General features: G+C 69.5%; 15 protein-coding genes. 14 read left to right on the top strand and 1 reads right to left on the bottom strand.

Features of this window, described 5'->3' with window-relative positions; all coding sequences use genetic code 11:
• Positions 1-67 precede the first annotated feature (67 nt).
• The 6 genes from dinG (at position 68) to AC3B6A_RS20560 (ending at position 9,381) form a co-directional block, all read left to right on the top strand.
• Positions 68-2,212 carry an ATP-dependent DNA helicase DinG gene (gene dinG / locus AC3B6A_RS20585; protein ID WP_488398949.1) on the top strand — a complete coding sequence of 715 codons (2,145 nt, stop codon included), beginning with the start codon at positions 68-70 and terminating at the stop codon, positions 2,210-2,212.
• A gap of 82 nt (positions 2,213-2,294) precedes the next feature.
• Positions 2,295-4,574 (top strand): beta-galactosidase, encoded by a 2,280-nt coding sequence (locus AC3B6A_RS20580; RefSeq protein WP_488398948.1) that lies wholly within the window; start codon positions 2,295-2,297, stop codon positions 4,572-4,574.
• Between the two features lie 110 nt (positions 4,575-4,684).
• Positions 4,685-5,830 (top strand): serine hydrolase domain-containing protein, encoded by a 1,146-nt coding sequence (locus AC3B6A_RS20575; RefSeq protein ID WP_488398947.1) that lies wholly within the window; start codon positions 4,685-4,687, stop codon positions 5,828-5,830.
• Between the two features lie 234 nt (positions 5,831-6,064).
• Positions 6,065-6,838: an OmpA family protein gene (locus AC3B6A_RS20570; RefSeq protein ID WP_488398946.1), complete on the top strand. Its 774-nt coding sequence runs from the start codon at positions 6,065-6,067 to the stop codon at positions 6,836-6,838.
• A gap of 108 nt (positions 6,839-6,946) precedes the next feature.
• Positions 6,947-7,594 (top strand): pyridoxamine 5'-phosphate oxidase, encoded by a 648-nt coding sequence (pdxH, locus tag AC3B6A_RS20565; protein ID WP_488398945.1) that lies wholly within the window; start codon positions 6,947-6,949, stop codon positions 7,592-7,594.
• 647 nt (positions 7,595-8,241) lie between these two features.
• On the top strand, positions 8,242-9,381 hold the full coding sequence (locus AC3B6A_RS20560) for a glycerate kinase (RefSeq protein ID WP_488398944.1): 1,140 nt from the start codon (positions 8,242-8,244) through the stop codon (positions 9,379-9,381).
• On the opposite strand, the gene AC3B6A_RS20555 is transcribed toward AC3B6A_RS20560, so the two are convergent.
• Complete coding sequence (locus AC3B6A_RS20555; protein ID WP_488398943.1) at positions 9,366-9,602, bottom strand: hypothetical protein; 237 nt, start codon at positions 9,600-9,602, stop codon at positions 9,366-9,368. The two genes, AC3B6A_RS20560 and AC3B6A_RS20555, sit on opposite strands and share 16 nt — an antisense overlap.
• Positions 9,603-9,794: 192 nt before the next feature.
• Here AC3B6A_RS20555 and AC3B6A_RS20550 point away from each other — a divergent pair, with 192 nt between their 5' ends.
• The 8 genes from AC3B6A_RS20550 to AC3B6A_RS20515 all read left to right on the top strand — a co-directional run bounded on the left by AC3B6A_RS20550 (position 9,795) and on the right by AC3B6A_RS20515 (position 17,333).
• Positions 9,795-10,259, top strand: coding sequence for an outer membrane lipoprotein (locus AC3B6A_RS20550; RefSeq protein WP_488398942.1), 465 nt, complete (start codon positions 9,795-9,797; stop codon positions 10,257-10,259).
• Between the two features lie 247 nt (positions 10,260-10,506).
• Positions 10,507-13,326, top strand: a complete 2,820-nt coding sequence (locus AC3B6A_RS20545; protein ID WP_488398941.1) for a monovalent cation/H+ antiporter subunit A — start codon at positions 10,507-10,509, stop codon at positions 13,324-13,326.
• Complete coding sequence (locus tag AC3B6A_RS20540; RefSeq protein WP_488398940.1) at positions 13,326-13,658, top strand: Na+/H+ antiporter subunit C; 333 nt, start codon at positions 13,326-13,328, stop codon at positions 13,656-13,658. Before AC3B6A_RS20545 ends, AC3B6A_RS20540 begins: the two co-directional genes overlap by 1 nt.
• Positions 13,655-15,151: a monovalent cation/H+ antiporter subunit D gene (locus AC3B6A_RS20535; RefSeq protein ID WP_488398939.1), complete on the top strand. Its 1,497-nt coding sequence runs from the start codon at positions 13,655-13,657 to the stop codon at positions 15,149-15,151. The genes AC3B6A_RS20540 and AC3B6A_RS20535 overlap by 4 nt, the downstream gene beginning before the upstream one ends.
• Positions 15,148-15,648 (top strand): Na+/H+ antiporter subunit E, encoded by a 501-nt coding sequence (locus AC3B6A_RS20530; RefSeq protein WP_488398938.1) that lies wholly within the window; start codon positions 15,148-15,150, stop codon positions 15,646-15,648. Before AC3B6A_RS20535 ends, AC3B6A_RS20530 begins: the two co-directional genes overlap by 4 nt.
• A complete protein-coding gene (locus tag AC3B6A_RS20525; RefSeq protein WP_488398937.1) occupies positions 15,633-15,902 on the top strand; it encodes a K+/H+ antiporter subunit F in 270 nt (89 codons plus the stop codon). Before AC3B6A_RS20530 ends, AC3B6A_RS20525 begins: the two co-directional genes overlap by 16 nt.
• Positions 15,899-16,234: a Na+/H+ antiporter subunit G gene (locus AC3B6A_RS20520; RefSeq protein WP_488398936.1), complete on the top strand. Its 336-nt coding sequence runs from the start codon at positions 15,899-15,901 to the stop codon at positions 16,232-16,234. Before AC3B6A_RS20525 ends, AC3B6A_RS20520 begins: the two co-directional genes overlap by 4 nt.
• A gap of 238 nt (positions 16,235-16,472) precedes the next feature.
• The gene (locus tag AC3B6A_RS20515; RefSeq protein WP_488403660.1) at positions 16,473-17,333 is read left to right on the top strand and encodes a DMT family transporter; all 861 of its coding nucleotides are present in this window, start codon (positions 16,473-16,475) and stop codon (positions 17,331-17,333) included.
• The last annotated feature ends 8 nt before the right edge of the window (positions 17,334-17,341 follow it).

Here is a 17,341-nt window from a genome sequence, read left to right as displayed (position 1 = left end):
GAACCACTGAAAATTTATCCAGCATCCGGATGTGTCCGTAAGGCATGCTCCGGGGCCCGGGAAGTCCATGCTCAGCACCGAACTCAAGGCCACGATCCAGGGCGCCTACTCGCGCTTCCTCGAGGCCAAGGAACTCAAGCCGCGCTACGGCCAGCGCCTGATGATCGCCGAAGTCGCCAAGGTCCTCGGGACCATCGCCAGCGACGAGGAAGGCCATCGCCTGGGCGACGCCGCCGTGGTCGCCGTGGAAGCCGGCACCGGCACCGGCAAGACCGTCGCCTACAGCCTCGCCGCCATCGCCTGCGCCAAGGCTGCCGGCAAGCGTCTTGTCGTCGCCACCGCCACCGTCGCCCTGCAGGAACAGATCGTCCACAAGGACCTGCCCGACCTGCTGCGCAACTCCGGCCTGTCGTTCAGCTTCGCCCTGGCCAAGGGCCGCGGGCGCTACATGTGCCTGTCCAAGCTCGACCACCTGCTGCAGGAAGGCCAGGCGCAGAGCGCCACCGCCCAGCTGTTCGAGGAGGAAGGCTTCCGCATCGACGTCGACGAGACCTCCAGCAAGCTGTTCAACCAGATGATCGAGCGCCTGGCCGGCAACCGCTGGGACGGCGACCGCGACTCCTGGCCCGAGGCCATCGAGGACGCGCAGTGGGCGCAGGTCACCACCGACCACAGCCAGTGCACCAACCGCCATTGCCCGAACTTCCAGCAGTGCGCCTTCTACAAGGCGCGCGAGGGCATGACCAAGGTCGACGTGATCGTCACCAACCACGACCTGGTGCTGGCCGACCTCGCCCTCGGCGGCGGGGCGATCCTGCCGGACCCGCGCGACACCATTTACGTGTTCGACGAAGGCCACCACCTGCCGGACAAGGCCATCGGCCACTTCGCCCACTTCACCCGCCTGCGCGCCACCGCCGACTGGCTGGGCCAGGTGGAGAAGAACCTGACCAAGCTGCTGGCGCAGAACCCGCTGCCGGGCGACCTCGGCCGGCTGATCGAGCAGGTGCCGGAGCTGGCCCGCGAGCTGCGCACCCAGCAGCAGTTCATGTTCACCGCCTGCGAGGAGATCGGCGACTTCCGCGCCGGCGAGGACATGGAAGGCCGCGAGCGGCCGCGCCATCGCTTCGAGGGCGGGGTGATCCCCGAGCACATCCGCGAGATGGGCACCGAGCTGAAGAAAGGCTTCTCCAGGCTCACCGACCTCTTCACCCGCCTCACCGAACTGCTCAAGGAAGCCATGGACGGGGAGGGCAGCATCGGCATCGCCAGCTACCAGGCCGAGGAGTGGTACCCGCTGTTCGGCAGCCTGCTGGCCCGCGCCCAGGGCAACTGGGAGCTGTGGACCGCCTTCACCTGCGAGGACCCGGAAGACAGCCCGCCGATGGCGCGCTGGCTGACCCTGGCCGAGAGCGGCAGCTTCTACGACATCGAGGCCAACGCCAGCCCGATCCTCGCCGCCGAGACCCTGCGCCGCAACCTGTGGAACGTGGCCTACGGCGTGCTGGTGACCTCGGCGACCCTCACCGCCCTGGGCACCTTCGACCGCTACCGGATGCGCGCCGGCCTGCCGCGTTCGGCGGTCACCGCCGTGGTGCCGAGCCCCTTCCACCATGCCGACGCCGGCGTGTTGCGGGTGCCCGACCTCAAGGCCGACCCGCGCGACGCCGCCGCCCACACCGCCGCCATCGTCCGCGAACTGCCGGCGATGGTCGAAGGCTCGCGCGGCTCGCTGATCCTCTTCGCCTCGCGCAAGCAGATGCAGGAAGTCTTCGACGGCCTGGAGCGCGACTGGCGCAAGCGCGTGCTGATCCAGGGCAACCTGTCCAAGCAGGAAACCCTGAACAAGCACAAGGCGCGGGTCGACGACGGTGAACCGAGCGTGCTGTTCGGCCTGGCCAGCTTCGCCGAGGGCGTCGACCTGCCCGGCGCCTACTGCGAACACGTGGTGATCGCCAAGATCCCCTTCGCCGTGCCGGACGACCCGGTGGAAGCGGCGCTGTCGGAATGGATCGAGGCGCGCGGCGGCAATCCGTTCATGGAAATCGCCGTGCCCGACGCCTCGCTGCGCCTGGTCCAGGCCTGCGGCCGTCTGCTGCGCACCGAGGAGGACCGCGGCACCATCACGCTGCTCGACCGCCGCGTAGTGACGCAGCGCTACGGCAAGGCCATTCTTAACGCGCTGCCCCCATTCCGCCGCGAAATCGACTGAGTCGTGCGCGGGAGCGTGATCCCGCATTCGCTGTCAAACGAGCGCCCGCCATCCGGCGGGCGTATTTCAAGGACAAGGACACATGACCTCCTCGCGCTGGCACCTGCCATTGCTGCTCAGTCTGGCGATCGCCAGTGCTCCCGCTTGGGCGGCCGGCGGCAATGAAACCCTGTTCAACTTCGTCAAGCCCATGGCCGTGGTCACGGTCACCACGCAGAACGCCGACCTGCCCAGCGCCACCGCCGAAGCCACGCCCGAGGGCGAAATCCTCCGGCGGGTGAGCTTCGCCCCGGCGCCGCAGCCGACCCTGAACCTGGCGCCGGCCAGCGGCAGCTGGGACTGGTCCCAGGCCGACAGCATGAGCCTGCGCATCCAGAACGCGATGGACTGGGCCATCACCCTGGAGGTCGAGATCCTGGGCGTCGCCGGTGCGCCGGGGCTGCACGCCAGCATCGCCCTGCCGCCCGGTCCGGCGCAGACCCTGCTGATCCCGCTGCACGCCACCGCGCCGGAAGATTTCGGCATGCGCGCCGGCGTGCCCATGCCGGTCACCCAGGACGGCCAGCGCCTGCTGCTGGCCAGCAAGGTGAGCGGCGAGCTGAACCGCAGCCAGGTCGGCGCGGTGAAGCTCTACCTGACCGCGCCCAAGGCGGCGCAGGACATCCTGCTCGGCCGCTTCGGCACCAACGCCGACGGTGACCAGTGGCACAAGGCCTACACCGGCATCGTCGACGGCTTCGGCCAGGCCAGCCGTGGCGACTGGCCGGAAAAGGTGAAGAGCGTCGAACAGCTCGCCAGCGCCTGGAAGGCCGAAGGCGAGCAACTGAAGAAACAGCAGCCGGCGAAGGCCGGGCGCGATGCCTTCGGCGGCCTGCTCGACGGCCCGGCCTTCGAAGGCACCGGGTTCTTCCGCACCGAGAAGCGCAACGGCCGCTGGTGGCTGGTCACGCCCGAGGGCCATTCGTTCTGGTCCCTGGGCGTCAACGCGGTGAACGCCGACAGCAGCCAGACCTACGTCGAAGGCCGCGAATACATGTTCGCCAGCCTGCCCAAGGAGGGCGACCCGCTGGCCGCCTTCTACGGCCAGAGCGACGACCGCAGCGGCGTCGGCGCCCAGCAGGGGCGCGCCTTCGGCAACGGCCGCTGGTACGACTTCCAGGCCGCCAACCGCTTCCGTGCCGACGGCGGGCTCAGCGGCGACGAGGCCGCGGCGTCCTGGCGCGAACGCACCCTGCAGCGCCTCGGCGCCTGGGGCTTCAACTCCCTGGGCGACTGGAGCGATCCGAGTTTCGCCGACGATCCGCGCCTGCCCTACAGCGTGCCGCTGTCGATCAGTGGCGACTACGCCACCGTCAGCACCGGCTACGACTGGTGGGGCGCCATGCCCGACCCCTTCGACCCGCGCTTCGCCATGGCCGCCGAGCGCGCCATCGCCATCGCCGCCCGCGACCACCGCGAGGACGCCTGGCTGCTCGGCTACTACGCCGACAACGAGCTGGCCTGGGCCGGTCGCGGCGACGACGCGCAGTCGCACTACGCGCTGGCCTTCGGCGCGCTGAAGCTGTCCACCGACAGCCCGGCCAAGCGCGCCTTCATCAAGCAGCTGAAGGACAAGTACACGGAGCACGAGGCGCTCGCCGAGGCCTGGGGCGTGCCCATCGCCGCCTGGGAAGACCTCGATGCGCCCGGCTTCCAGGCGCCGCAGCCCAGTGAAGCGCACCCGGCCATCGCCGCGGACTACAGCGCCTTCCTGCGCCTGTATGCCGACCAGTACTTCAAGACCCTCAAGGACGCGCTGAACTGGCACGCGCCGAACCATCTGCTGCTCGGCCCGCGCTTCGCCGTCAGCACCCCGGAGGCGCTGGCCTCCTGCGCGCAGTACTGCGACCTGCTCAGCTTCAACCTCTACGCGCCGCTGCCGCAGCAGGGCTTCGACGCCGACTACGTGCGCAGCCTGGACAAGCCGGTGCTGATCAGCGAGTTCCACTTCGGCTCCCGCGACCGCGGGCCGTTCTGGGGCGGCGTCGCCGAGGTGTACAACGAGCAGCAGCGCGGCGAGGCCTACCAGCGCTTCCTCGCCGAAGCGGCGAAGGCACCGAACGTGGTCGGCGCGCACTGGTTCCAGTACCTCGACCAGCCGGTGACCGGCCGCCTGCTCGACGGCGAGAACGGCCACATCGGCCTGGTTGCCATCACCGATCTGCCCTTCGCCGGCTTCGTCGACGCGGTGCGCAAGGCCAACCAGCAGGCGCTCAAGGCCATCGACGAGCAGGCCCGCGCGGCGGCGAAAGCCGCGCCGGAGCCCAAGCCCGCGCCGGTGGACGACGGCGGCGACGACGAGGAACAGGCCGCCAGCCGATAAGGCGCCATTCGCAAGGCCGATACCCGCCTTTGGCGGGGTTCACAGGGGCGCGGGGCGCTGGAAGAATGGCGTCTGCGTCCCTTCCTCCCCGCCTGCCACTGGAGATTCCGATGACCCTGCACGGCCATTGCGACCCACGTTTCACCCCCGTTGCCGATGCCTTCCGCGCCCTCTTCGAAGACCCGCAGGAACGCGGCGCGGCGCTGTGCATCCAGGTCGGCGGCGAGACCCTGGTCGACCTCTGGGCCGGCAGCGCGGGCAAGGAGCCGGGCCAGGACTGGCAGGCCGACACCCTGCTCAACCTGTTCTCCTGCACCAAGACCTTCGCCGCCGTCGCCATGCTGCAGCTGGTGGGGGAGGGCAAGCTGGAGCTCGACGCCCCGGTGGCGCGCTACTGGCCGGAGTTCGCCCAGGCCGGCAAGCAGGACATCACGGTGCGCCAACTGCTCTGCCACCGCGCCGGCCTGCCGGCGATCCGCGAGCCGCTGGCCCCCGAAGCGCTGTATGACTGGAACACCATGACCGCGGCGCTGGCCGCCGAGACGCCCTGGTGGACGCCGGGCACCGAGCACGGCTACGCGCCGATCACCTACGGCTGGCTGGTGGGCGAGGTGATCCGCCGGGTCGACGGGCGCGAACCGGGCGCCGCCATCGTCGCGCGCACCGCCGGGCGGCTCGGGCTGGACTTCCACATCGGCCTGGACGACGCCGAATTCCACCGCGTGGCGCACATCGCCCGGGGCAAGGGCAACCTCGGCGACGCCGCCGCCCAGCGTCTGCTCAGGACCATGATGACCGAGCCGCTGGCGCTCTCCACCCGTGCCTTCACCAATCCGCCGTCGGTGCTCACCAGCACCAACCGGCCGGAGTGGCGGCGCATGTCGCAGCCGGCGGCGAACGGCCACGGCAACGCGCGCTCGCTGGCCGGCTTCTACAGCGGCCTGTTGCAGGGCCGGCTGCTGGACGCGGCGCTGCTGGCCGAACTCACCCGCGAGCACGCGCTGGGCGACGACCGCACCCTGCTCACCCGCACACGCTTCGGCCTGGGCACCATGCTCGACCAGCCGGACGTGGCCAACGCCACCTACGGCCTCGGCGCGCGGGCCTTTGGCCACCCGGGGGCCGGCGGCTCCATCGGTTTCGCCGACCCCGAGCGCGAGCTGGCCTTCGGCTTCGTCACCAACATCCTCGGCCCCTACGTGCTGATGGACCCGCGCGCCCAGCGCTTGGCGCGCATCGCCGGCGAGTGCCTGTAGCGACGGACGGGAGGAACCTTCCTCCCGCCGCGCCTTCGAAAGCTCGTCCGCCGCCACCAGAGTGACGGTGGCATCGCGGGTAAAGCATGCGCCACTCGTCAGTTGGGGCTTAAAATCTCGTTCCGACTGAGTAACTTATGCTCAATCCTTAATCTGCTTGATGAAGTCGGGGCGCCGCCGCCTGCCTGCCGCGCTCGGGCCTTCCTTCACGTTCCGACTTATGGAATCGCTCCCATGAAAGTGCTGAAGATCTCCACGCTCGCCCTCTGCATCGGCCTCTCCGCCTGCAGCCAGTTCCAGGCCAAGGACAAGGAGAGCGCCGCCGCCGCGCCCGCCGCCGGCAGCAGCCACTGGTGGTGGCCCTTCGGCGGCGGCAGCGAGGCGAACGCCGCGACCGCGGCGGTGGAGAAAAAGCCCGTCGCGGCCCCCAAGGTCGCCGCCGCAGGCGGCCAGCAGGCTGGCGGCCACTGGTGGTGGCCGTTCGCCTCCGGCGACAGCCAGGCCGCCGCGGACAAGGGCGCCAAGCCGCAGAGCCTGCAACTCAGCAAGGAGTGGCTGGACCAGCACGAACAGGCCCTGCGCACCGCGGTGGCCGGCAGCAAGTTCACCGTCGAGCGGCGCGAGGATGCGCTGGTGCTGATCGCGCCGGTGGAAGGCTCGTTCAACCCCAAGCGTCCCGAACTGCTGCTGCCGATCACCCTCGCGCCGCTGGGCAATGTGGCGAAGATGCTGCAGAACGACCCGGAAACCGGCGTGCTGGTGCTCGGCCACAGCGACAGCAGCGGCGACAAGGCGGCCAACGACAAGGTCAGCCTGCAGCGCGCCCAGGCGGTGTCGTCGATCTTCCGCCTGAGCGGCCTGGGCGCCGACCGCCTGCGCCTGAAGGGCGTCGGTTCGAGCCTGCCGCGCGCCGACAACGCCAGCGCCGAGGGCCGCGCGCAGAACCGTCGCGTCGAAGTGCTGCTGACCCAGCGCACCAGCCTGCTGGCGCTCGCGCAGAAAAACTGATCGCGCCTCGCGAAAGCGGCATTCCCGGCGGAATGTCGCTTGTCGTGGATCAAGCGCAACGGCGCAACTCTGGATAAGCTTAGGGCCTTCGTTCCGAGGAGACTCCCGATGACCCAGACCCTGGCCGATATGCGCCGCGAATACACCCGTGATGGACTGTGTGAATCCCAGGCTCCCAAGGAGCCCTTCAGCCTCTTCCACCAGTGGTTCGAGGAGGCGGTGAAGACCGAGCAGCTGCCGGTCGAACCCAACGCGATGATGTTCGCCACCGTGGACGCCCAGGGCCAGCCGCATTGCCGGGTGCTCCTGCTCAAGGGCCTGGACGATCGCGGCTTCACCTTCTTCAGCAACTACGAAAGCGCCAAGGGCCAGCAGCTGGACGAGAATCCGCGCGCGGCCATGACCTTCTTCTGGCCGGCGCTGGAGCGCCAGGTGCGCATCGAGGGGCAGGTCGAGAAGGTTTCCAGCGAAGAGTCCGCCGCCTATTACCGGGTGCGCCCGCTGGGCAGCCGCCTGGGCGCCTGGGCCTCGCCGCAGAGCCGGGTGATCGACGGGCGCGGCGAGCTGGAGCAGTTGCTCGCGGATACCGAAAAACGCTTCGCCGACACGGCGCCGAGCTGCCCGGAGTTCTGGGGCGGCTACCGCCTGCTGCCGAGCCGCATCGAGTTCTGGCAGGGCCGCCCGAGCCGCCTGCACGACCGCCTCAATTTCCGCGTCGAGAACGGCGCCTGGGTGCGCGAGCGCCTCGCTCCCTGAGCCGCGCCGGGCGCATGGCCGTTCGCGGTCATGCGCCCGGCGTTCTTTTCGTAGGAGCAACTGTCTTTTTCTGAGGCGCCGTACCTGCGCCCCAATTCCCAGCCTTGTCCGCGATGCTTGGTCTTGTTCGGTGTTTCTGCGCCGCTTCGGCGTGTGCTGGGAGATTTGGTTTCGCCCCCTCGGGCGACCTACTTTGGCAAGTGACGGATGGCCGCCCCCCCACAAAGTAGGCAAAGGTCTGTGCCCCTGCATCCGGTTTTTCGCCTAGGCGAAAAATTCCCTCGCTCCATCGAAGTTTCAGGGGCCCGCGTTGACGGGCCATCCCTGGCCCGACAACGCTCTCGCGGCATCCATGCCGCTCAACCCCTGAAACTCCGATTCCACTCGGCCTCCTGAAGGGGCGCTCTGGAGCGCGCGGAGGTTTCTCTGGAAGTCTTCAAGAGCCAGAGCCAGAGCCAGAGCCAGAGCCAGGGCCAGAGCCAAAACCAAAGGCACAGCGCGCTTGGGATCTGCTTTCGTAGGAGCGGACTCTGTCCGCGATTTGCTCCCTGCACGGAGCATCGCGGACGGAGTCCGCTCCTACGGCGCCGTGCAAATACATCGGGCGGTGTAGGATGCCGCTATCCTCCGCCCAACGGACCCTCCCCATGAAACTCGTCATCGCCCCGGACTCCTTCAAGGAAAGCCTTTCCGCACCTGAGGCCGCCCAGGCCATCGCCCGTGGCTGGCTGCGCGCGCGGCCGGCCGACGAGGTGTTGCTGCGGCCGATGGCCGACGGCGGGGAGGGCACGGTGGACGCCGTGCTCGCCGCCAAGCCCGGCGAGCGGCGCGAATGCCGGGTCTGCGGCCCGCTCGGGCAACCGGTGACGGCGCACTGGGGATGGCTGGAGGACGGCACCGCGGTGATCGAGATGGCCGCCGCCAGCGGTCTGCACTGGGTACCCGAGCGCAAGCGCGACGCGACCCGCACCACCAGCCGCGGCACCGGCGAACTGCTGCGCGAGGCGCTCCAGGCCGGCGCGCGCAAGATCATCCTCGGGCTGGGCGGCAGCGCCACCAACGATGCCGGGCTCGGTCTGCTGCAGGCGCTGGGCGCGCGCTTCCTGGACGCGCAGGGCGCCGAACTCGGTGCCGGCGGCGTGGCGCTCGGCACGCTGATGGCGATCGACCTGTCGGGCCTCGACCCGCGCCTGCGGCAGGTGGACATCGAAATCGCCGCCGATGTGAACAATCCCCTGTGCGGGCCGCACGGTGCCTCGGCGGTGTTCGGGCCGCAGAAGGGCGCAAGTCCCGAGCAGGTGGAACAGCTGGATGCGGCGCTGCGGCATTTCGCCGAGGTCGCCGCGCGGACGCTGGGCGAGGATCACAGCCTGTTTCCCGGGGTCGGCGCGGCGGGTGGCCTGGGCTTCGCCTGCCGGGCCTTCCTCAAGGCGCGGTTCCGTCCGGGTATCGAGCTGGTCGCCGAGTTGTCGGGGCTGGAGCAGGCCGTGCAGGGCGCCGCGCTGGTGATCACCGGGGAGGGCCGCCTGGATGGCCAGAGCCTGCACGGCAAGACGCCGGTCGGGGTGGCGCGCCTGGCGCGTCGCGCCGGGGTGCCGGTGATCGCGCTGGCCGGCAGCCTCGGCGAGGGCCTGGCGGAGCTACGCGAGGAGGGGATCGAGGCCGCCTTCAGCCTGGTGCCGGGGCCGATCAGCCTGGCCCAGGCCTGCGCCCGGGCGGCGGAAGAACTGGAACAGCGCGCCGAGGCGTTGGCGCGCTTCTGCAGCCTGGCTCAGGCGGCGCGGTAATCGTCGGCGGCCTGCTTGAGCCATTGCGGCAGGTCGCGCCGCTTGACGCGCTGGCGCTTGGCTTCCTCCAGGCGCTCCAGCAGGTAGCTGCGCTTGGCCGGATCGTCGCCGGCCATCGACAGCGCCAGGTCGCGGTCCATCCAGCGGCGGATGCGCCAGTAGATCCACCAGTGGAAGTACAGGCCGGCGGCGGTGGTGACGACGATGATGAAGTAATCCATGGGCGCTCCTCGTGCGGGCGCCTACCCTAGCCGATCCGGCGATCCACATAAAGCCGGGCCGGAACGGGCATTTCCGCGGTTATTGGCTAAGACTGTAAAAAGCCGGGCCCGCGGAGTTTGTTGTAAGGCCGGCGTGACAGCGGGGCTGTCCTCGGAGTCTAATATTCGTAGCCCTATCCGGAGGTTTCATACATGCGTAAATCTGCCCTGTTCGCCGTGACGTTCGCTGCCCTGGCCCTTGCCCTCGGCGGCTGCCAGTCCAGCCTGACCGGCGATACCTACACCCGCGAAGAGGCACGCACCGTGCAGAACGTTCGCATGGGTACCATCCAGGCCCTGCGCCCGGTGAAGATCGAGGGCACCAAGACCCCGATCGGTGCGGCCACCGGCGCCGCCGTTGGCGGTATCGGCGGCAGCTCCATCGGTGGCGGCAAGGGTAGCTACGTCACCGCCATCATCGGCGCCGTGGCCGGCGGCCTGCTCGGCGCGGCCACCGAGGAAGGCCTGACCCGTACCCAGGGCGTGGAAATCACCGTCCGCGAAGACGACGGCAGCACCCGCGCCTATGTCCAGGAGGTCGATGAAGGCGCTGTGTTCCGTGTCGGCGAGCGCGTGCGCATCCTGACCGTCAACGGCACCAGCCGCGTCTCCCACTAAGCTCCACGCGGCTACCCCGAGGTAGCCGGATTCCAGCGCGCGACAGCCTTCGGGCTGTCGCGCGCTATCGTTTCCGGGGGCGTATTCCCTCCGCGCGGGCCACGGCCGGCACGGCATCTGTGGGCTCTGGTAATAATTCAATCCATGACGTGTATTCGATAGATATGGATAATCGTTGCCTTCGTTCGCCGGCCGCTTTGTGCATGGCGTGGGTATGGGGGCCGCCCGGCGGCGATAGGAGTGGGTCATGATTCTGGCGCTGATCATTGCGCTGCCGTTCTTCGGGGTGTTGCTGCCGCTGCTGGGCGAGCGATTCGGTCGTAGCGCCTGCGCGGCGGCGGCCGGCCTGGTGCCGTTGGCCGGGTTGGTGCTGCTGCTGAGCCAGCGCGCGGTGCTCGGCGGCGAGGCTCTGGTGATCGCCACGCCGTGGCTGCCGGAGCTGGGCCTGAACCTCAGCCTGCGCCTCGACGGCCTGGGCTTCCTGTTCACCCTGCTGATCCTCGGCATCGGCCTGCTGGTGATCCTCTACGCCCGCTATTACCTGTCGGAGAAGGAACCCGCCGGGCGCTTCTACGCCTTCCTGCTGCTGTTCATGGGCTCCATGCTCGGCGTGGTGCTGAGCGAAAACCTGCTGCTGATGCTGGTGTTCTGGGAACTGACCAGCCTGTCGTCGTTCCTGCTGATCGGCTTCTGGGGCCATCGCTCGGACGCGCGCAAGGGCGCGCGCATGTCGCTGGCGGTCACCGGTGGCGGCGGCCTGGCGCTGCTGGCCGGCATCCTGCTGATCGGCCAGGTGGTCGGTAGCTTCGAGCTGTCCACGGTGCTCGGCGCGCGCGAGGTGCTGCAGTCCAGCCCGCTGTACCCGCTGGCGCTGTGCCTGGTGCTGCTGGGCGTGTTCACCAAGTCCGCGCAGTTCCCCTTCCATTTCTGGCTGCCCCACGCCATGGCCGCGCCGACGCCGGTGTCCGCCTACCTGCACTCGGCGACCATGGTGAAGGCCGGCGTGTTCCTGCTGGCGCGGCTGTACCCGCTGCTGTCGGGCAATGACCTGTGGTTCTACCTGGTCAGCCTGACCGGCCTCGCGACCCTGCTGATTGGCGCCTTCACCGCGCTGTTCCAGAACGACCTCAAGGGCGTGCTGGCCTACTCGACCATCAGCCACCTGGGCCTGATCACCCTGCTGTTCGGCCTGGACTCGCCCATGGCCAACGTCGCGGCGATCTTCCACATCATCAACCACGCCACCTTCAAGGCCTCGCTGTTCATGGCCGCCGGGATCGTCGACCACGAGACCGGCAGCCGCGACATGCGCCGCATCAACGGCATGTGGAAGTACATGCCGCACACCGCCGTGCTGGCGATGGTGGCCTCGGCGTCGATGGCCGGCGTGCCGCTGCTCAACGGCTTCCTCAGCAAGGAAATGTTCTTCGGCGAGACCCTGGCGCAGAACATGATGGGCAGCTTCAACTGGGTGATCCCGGCGCTGGCGACCGTCGGCGCGCTGTTCTCGGTGAGCTACTCGGTGCGCTTCATCCACGACGTGTTCTTCAACGGCGAGCCGGTCAACCTGCCCAACCCGCACCCCCACGAGCCGCCGCGCTACATGAAGGTGCCGGTGGAAATCCTGGTGCTGATCTGCCTGCTGGTGGGCGTGCTGCCGGCGCTGACCGTCGGCCCGCTGCTGGCCGGCGCCGCCGCGTCGAGCCTGAACGGCCCGCTGCCCGCCTACAGCCTGGCGATCTGGCACGGCTTCAACGCGCCGCTGGCGATGAGCTTCGTCGCCACCGCCGGCGGCGTGCTGCTCTACGTGCTGCGCAAGCCGCTGTTCGACTGGTACGCGGGCTTGCCGGCGATGGACGCCAAGCGGGTATTCGAGCAGCAGGTGCAGCGTGTGGTGCGCTTCGCCGCGCGTGTCACCGACTACCTGGAGAATGGCTCGCTGCAGCGCTACGCCATGCTGCTGGTTCTGGCCGCCGTGGTGGTGGTGTTCGGCGGTCTCGCGGCGCTGCCCGGCATCGAAGGCACGCGGACGCGGACACCGCTGGACGGCATCACCGCGCTGGGCCTGGTCCTGCTCGCGCTAAGCGGCCCGCTCACCGTGTGGTTCCACCGCCAGCGCCTGACCGCGCTGATCATCCTCAGCATCGCCGGCCTGCTGGTGGCGCTGGCCTTCGCCCGCTTCGGCGCGCCGGACCTGGCGCTGACCCAGTTGGCGGTGGAAGTGGTGACCATGGTCCTGCTGATGCTCGCGCTGTACTACCTGCCGGCGCGCACGCCGAAGACATCCGGCAGCCTGCGCCGCCTGCGCGATTTCGTGGTGGCGATCGGCGCAGGGGTGATGGTGATGCTGCTGGCCTATGCCGTGCTGACCCGCCCCTACGACAGCATCGCCGGCTATTACCTGGAGAACAGCGTCTCCGGCGGTGGCGGGCACAATGCGGTGAACGTGATCCTGGTCGACTTCCGCGGCTTCGATACCCTCGGCGAGATCACCGTGCTGGCCATCGCCGCGGTGGGCATCTTCGCGCTGTTCGACGGCCTGCGCCTGTTGCGCGCCGAGCGCGACGACGAGGGCCGCGCCTGGGCGGCGGACCGCTTCCCGCCGATCCTCGGCGTGCTGTCGCGGCTGATGCTGCCGCTGGCGCTGCTGGTCTCGGTGTTCATCTTCCTGCGCGGGCACAACCTGCCGGGCGGCGGTTTCATCGCCGGGCTGGTCACCTCGGTCGCGCTGATCCTGCAGTACATCGCCTGCGGCAGCCGCTGGGTCGCCACGCGCCTGCCGCTGGACTACAGCCGCCTCGCCTGCCTCGGCGTGCTGATCGCCGGGCTCACCGGGCTGGGCGCCTGGTTCTTCGGCTTCCCGTTCCTCACCTCGGCGTTCGGCCACTTCCACCTCCCGCTGGTGGGTGACATCGAGCTGGCCACGGCGATGCTGTTCGACCTGGGCGTCTACTTCACCGTGGTCGGCGCGACCCTGCTGATCCTCTCGGGGCTCGGCGCGCTCACCGCGCCGCCCCCCTCGGCAGAGCTTGAAGAGCCGCCGCTGCCATCCCAGGAGGCACACTGATGGAAGCGCTGTTCGCCATTGCCCTCGGCCTGCTGACCGCCAGCGGCGTGTACCTGCTGCTGCGGGCGCGGACCTTCCCGGTGGTGCTGGGGCTGACCCTGCTGTCCTACGCGGTCAACCTGTTCCTCTTCGCCATGGGCCGGCTGGCCGGCGACCCGGCGGTGATCGGCAAGGTCGCCCGGGCCAGCGACCCGATTCCCCAGGCGCTGGTGCTGACCGCCATCGTCATCGGCTTCGCCATGACCGCCTTCGTCATCGTCCTGGCCCTGCGCGGGCTGGCCGAGACCGGCGGTGACCATGTCGACGGCGGGGACGGGGAGGAAGCCCGATGAACCACTGGCTGATCCTGCCGATCCTGCTGCCGCTGTTCGCCGGCTGCGTCCTGCTGCTCGCGGGCGAGCGCCTGCAACGCGGCCTGTCGCTGCTCGCCACGCTGGCGCTGCTGCCGCTTTCCGCCGTGCTGCTGCAACAGGCCGACAGCGGCGCCGTGCAGTTCTACGCGCTGGGCAACTGGCAGCCGCCGTTCGGCATCATCCTGGTGCTGGACCGCCTCAGCGCGCTGATGGTCGCCGCCACCGCGCTGCTCGCCGGCCTGGCGCTGATCTACGCGCTGTGCGGCGACGACCGGCACGGCAAGCGCTTCCACGCGCTGTTCCAGTTCCAGCTGCTGGGGCTGAATGGCGCCTTCCTCACCGGCGACCTGTTCAACCTCTTCGTGTTCTTCGAGATCCTGCTGATCGCCTCCTACGCGCTGCTGCTGCACGGCGGCGGGGCGGGGCGGGTGCGCGCGGGCGTGCATTACGTGGTGCTCAACCTGGTCGGCTCGGCGTTGTTCCTGATCGCGGTGGGCACGCTCTACGGCATCACCGGCACCCTGAACATGGCGCACATGGCCGAACGCGTGGCGCAGCTGAGCGCCGAGCAGGCGCCGCTGGTGCGCGCGGCGGCGCTGGTGCTGCTGGTGGTGTTCGGTCTCAAGGCGGCGCTGCTGCCGCTGTATTTCTGGTTACCCAAGGCCTATGCCGAGGCCAGTGCGCCGGTGGCCGCGCTGTTCTCGATCATGACCAAGGTGGGCATCTACTCGATCCTGCGGGTCTACACGCTGATCTTCGGCGAACAGGCCGGCGAACTGGCGAATCTCGCGCAAGCCTGGCTGTGGCCGCTGGCGCTGGCCGGCATCGTCGCCGGTGCGCTGGGCGCGCTGGCGGCGACCACGCTGCAGGGCTTGCTGTCGTACCTCGTCGTGGTCTCCGCCGGCACGCTGCTGGCGGCCATTGCGCTGGGCACGCCGGATGCGCTGTCCGCCGCGCTCTACTACCTGCTGCACAGCATCTGGGTGGCCGGCGGGCTGTTCCTGCTCGCCGACCTGATCGCCCGCCAGCGTGGCGACAAGGCGGGCCGCCTGGTGCAGGGCCCGGCGCTGCTGCAACCGCATCTGCTGGGCGGCGCGTTCTTCTTCGGCGCCATCGCCGTCGCCGGCCTGCCGCCGCTGTCGGGCTTCCTCGGCAAGCTGATGCTGCTGCGCTCGGTGAGCGGCGGCAGCGAGGCGGTCGCGCTGTGGAGCGTGGTGCTGGTCAGCGGACTGGTGACCATCGTCGCCCTGAGCCGCGCCGGCAGCACGCTGTTCTGGCGTACCGGGCACACCGTGCTGGGCAGCGCCGAGCGCGAGCCGGTGAAGCTGCTGGCGACCTTCGGCCTGCTGGCCAGCGCGCCGCTGCTGGTGATCGCCGCGCGGCCGCTGCTCGCCTATGCCCAGGCGACCGCGGCGCAACTGCTGGATGTCGACCTGTACCGCCAGGCGATCCTGCTGGGAGGTGGCGCATGATCCGCCGCATCCTCCCGCACCCGCTGCTCAGCGCCGTGCTGCTGGGCACCTGGCTGCTGATGGCCAACGATTTCGCCCTCGGCCACTGGCTGCTCGGCGCCTTCCTCGGCGTGGCGCTGCCGCTGCTGTGCCGCGACCTGCTGCTGTCCACGCCACGCATTCGCCGGCCGGGGCTGCTGCTGCGCTTCTTCGTGATGGTGCTGGGCGACATCGTCGTGGCCAACCTGCAGGTGGCGAAACTGGTGCTGGGGCCGAAGTCCAGGCTGCAGCCGGGCTTCGTGGAGATTCCGCTGGAGCTGACCGACGACCTGGCGATCACCATCCTCGCCAGCGTGATCACCCTGACGCCGGGCACCGTGTCCGCCGACCTCGGCGCCGACCGCCGCACGCTGCTGGTCCACGCCCTCGACGTGCCGGACCCGCAGGCCCTGGCGGCGGACATCAAGGCCCGCTACGAAGCGCCGCTCAAGGAGGTGTTCGAATGCTCGGCTACGTGATTCCCCTGTGCCTGGCGATGCTCGGCGTCGCGCTGCTGCTGACCGTGGCGCGGCTGATCCGCGGGCCGGGTACCGCGGACCGCATCCTGGCGCTGGATACCCTGTCGATCGAGGCCATCGCGCTGATCGTGCTGTTCGGCATCTGGAAGGGCAGCGGCCTGTACTTCGAGGCGGCGCTGCTGATCGCGGTGATGGGCTTCGTCAGCACCGTGGCGCTGTGCAAGTTCCTGCTGCGTGGAGACATCGTCGAATGAATGGCGAGACGCTCATCGAGGCGCTGGTCAGCCTGCTGCTGCTGGCCGGCAGCCTGTTCGCCCTGCTCGGCGCCGTCGGCCTGTACCGGCTGCCGGACTTCTACACGCGCCTGCACGCGCCGACCAAGGCCTCGACCCTGGGCGTCGGCGGGGTGATCCTGGCCTCGATGCTGTACTTCAGCACCCGCGGCGAGGGCGTGAGCCTGCACGAGCTGCTGATCACCGCGTTCCTGTTCATCACCGCGCCGATCAGCGCGCACCTGCTGGCCAAGGCGGCGATGCAGCAGCGGACGCCGGTGGAGCGGGGGACCCGGGGCAAGCCCTGGGACTGATCCTGGCCTGCTCTTCGTAGGAGCGAGCTTGCTCGCGAACGGACTCACCCGACAGCTCCGTCGCTGGAGCGGTTCGCGAGCAAGCTCGCTCCTACAGTCAAATCCCGCCCATACAGTTTCCCCGCGGTTCTGTACCTGTCGGCCCGCGCCGGGCGCCCCCTATACTCCGGGGACCTTTTGACTGGAGCGTCCCGTGCAGCAATCCCGGCCGTTCGCCCTCGCGTGCCTGGTGCTGGCCATGGCGCTCTGGGGCAGTTCCTTCATCGCCCTGAAGTTCGCCTTCCAGGAAATGCCGCCGATGTGGGTGATCTTCGCCCGCATGGCCCTGGGCAGCCTGATCTTCCTCGCCGCCTGGCGCTGGCGGGGGCGCATCGACTACCGCCCCGGCGACTGGAAATGGCTGCTCGGCCTCGCCGCTTGCGAGCCCTGCCTGTACTTCATCTTCGAGTCCCTGGCGCTGCAGCAGACCAGCGCCGCCCAGGCCGGCATGATCACCGCGCTGCTGCCGTTGCTGGTGGCGGTGGGGGCGTTCTTCCTGCTGCGCGAGTCGATCGCCCGCAACACCTGGCTGGGGTTCGCCCTGGCGGTGCTCGGCGCGCTCTGGCTGACCCTCGCCAGCGACGCCGACGGCCATGCGCCGAACCCGCTGCTGGGCAACTTCTACGAGCTGCTGGCGATGCTCTGCGCCACCGGCTACACCCTGCTGCTCAAGCACCTGTCGGCGCGCTACTCGGCGTTCATCCTGACCGCCATGCAGGCCTTCATCGGTTCGCTGTTCTTCCTGCCGCTGGCGCTGGCCACCTCCGGGCTGCCGGAAATGCCCAGCACCCGGGGGCTGCTGGCGCTGGTCTACCTGGGCAGCATCGTCACCGTCGGCGCCTACGGCCTGTACAACTTCGGCGTCAGCCGCCTGCCGGCGAGCCAGGCGACCGGCTTCATCAACCTGATCCCGGTGTTCACCCTGATCTTCGCCGCGCTGCTGCTCGGCGAGGTGCTCAGTGGCCAGCAGGCACTGGCGGCTGGCCTGGTGTTCGCCGGCGTGGCCCTCAGCCAGTGGCGCAGCGCGCCGCACACGCCGCCCACCGGTGTGCTGGACTGAGGTTCTGC

The organism is Pseudomonas sp. B12(2026), from assembly GCF_057767015.1.
The sequence above is the reverse complement of the archived record's forward strand: the minus strand, read 5'-3'. Positions and strand labels throughout refer to the sequence as shown.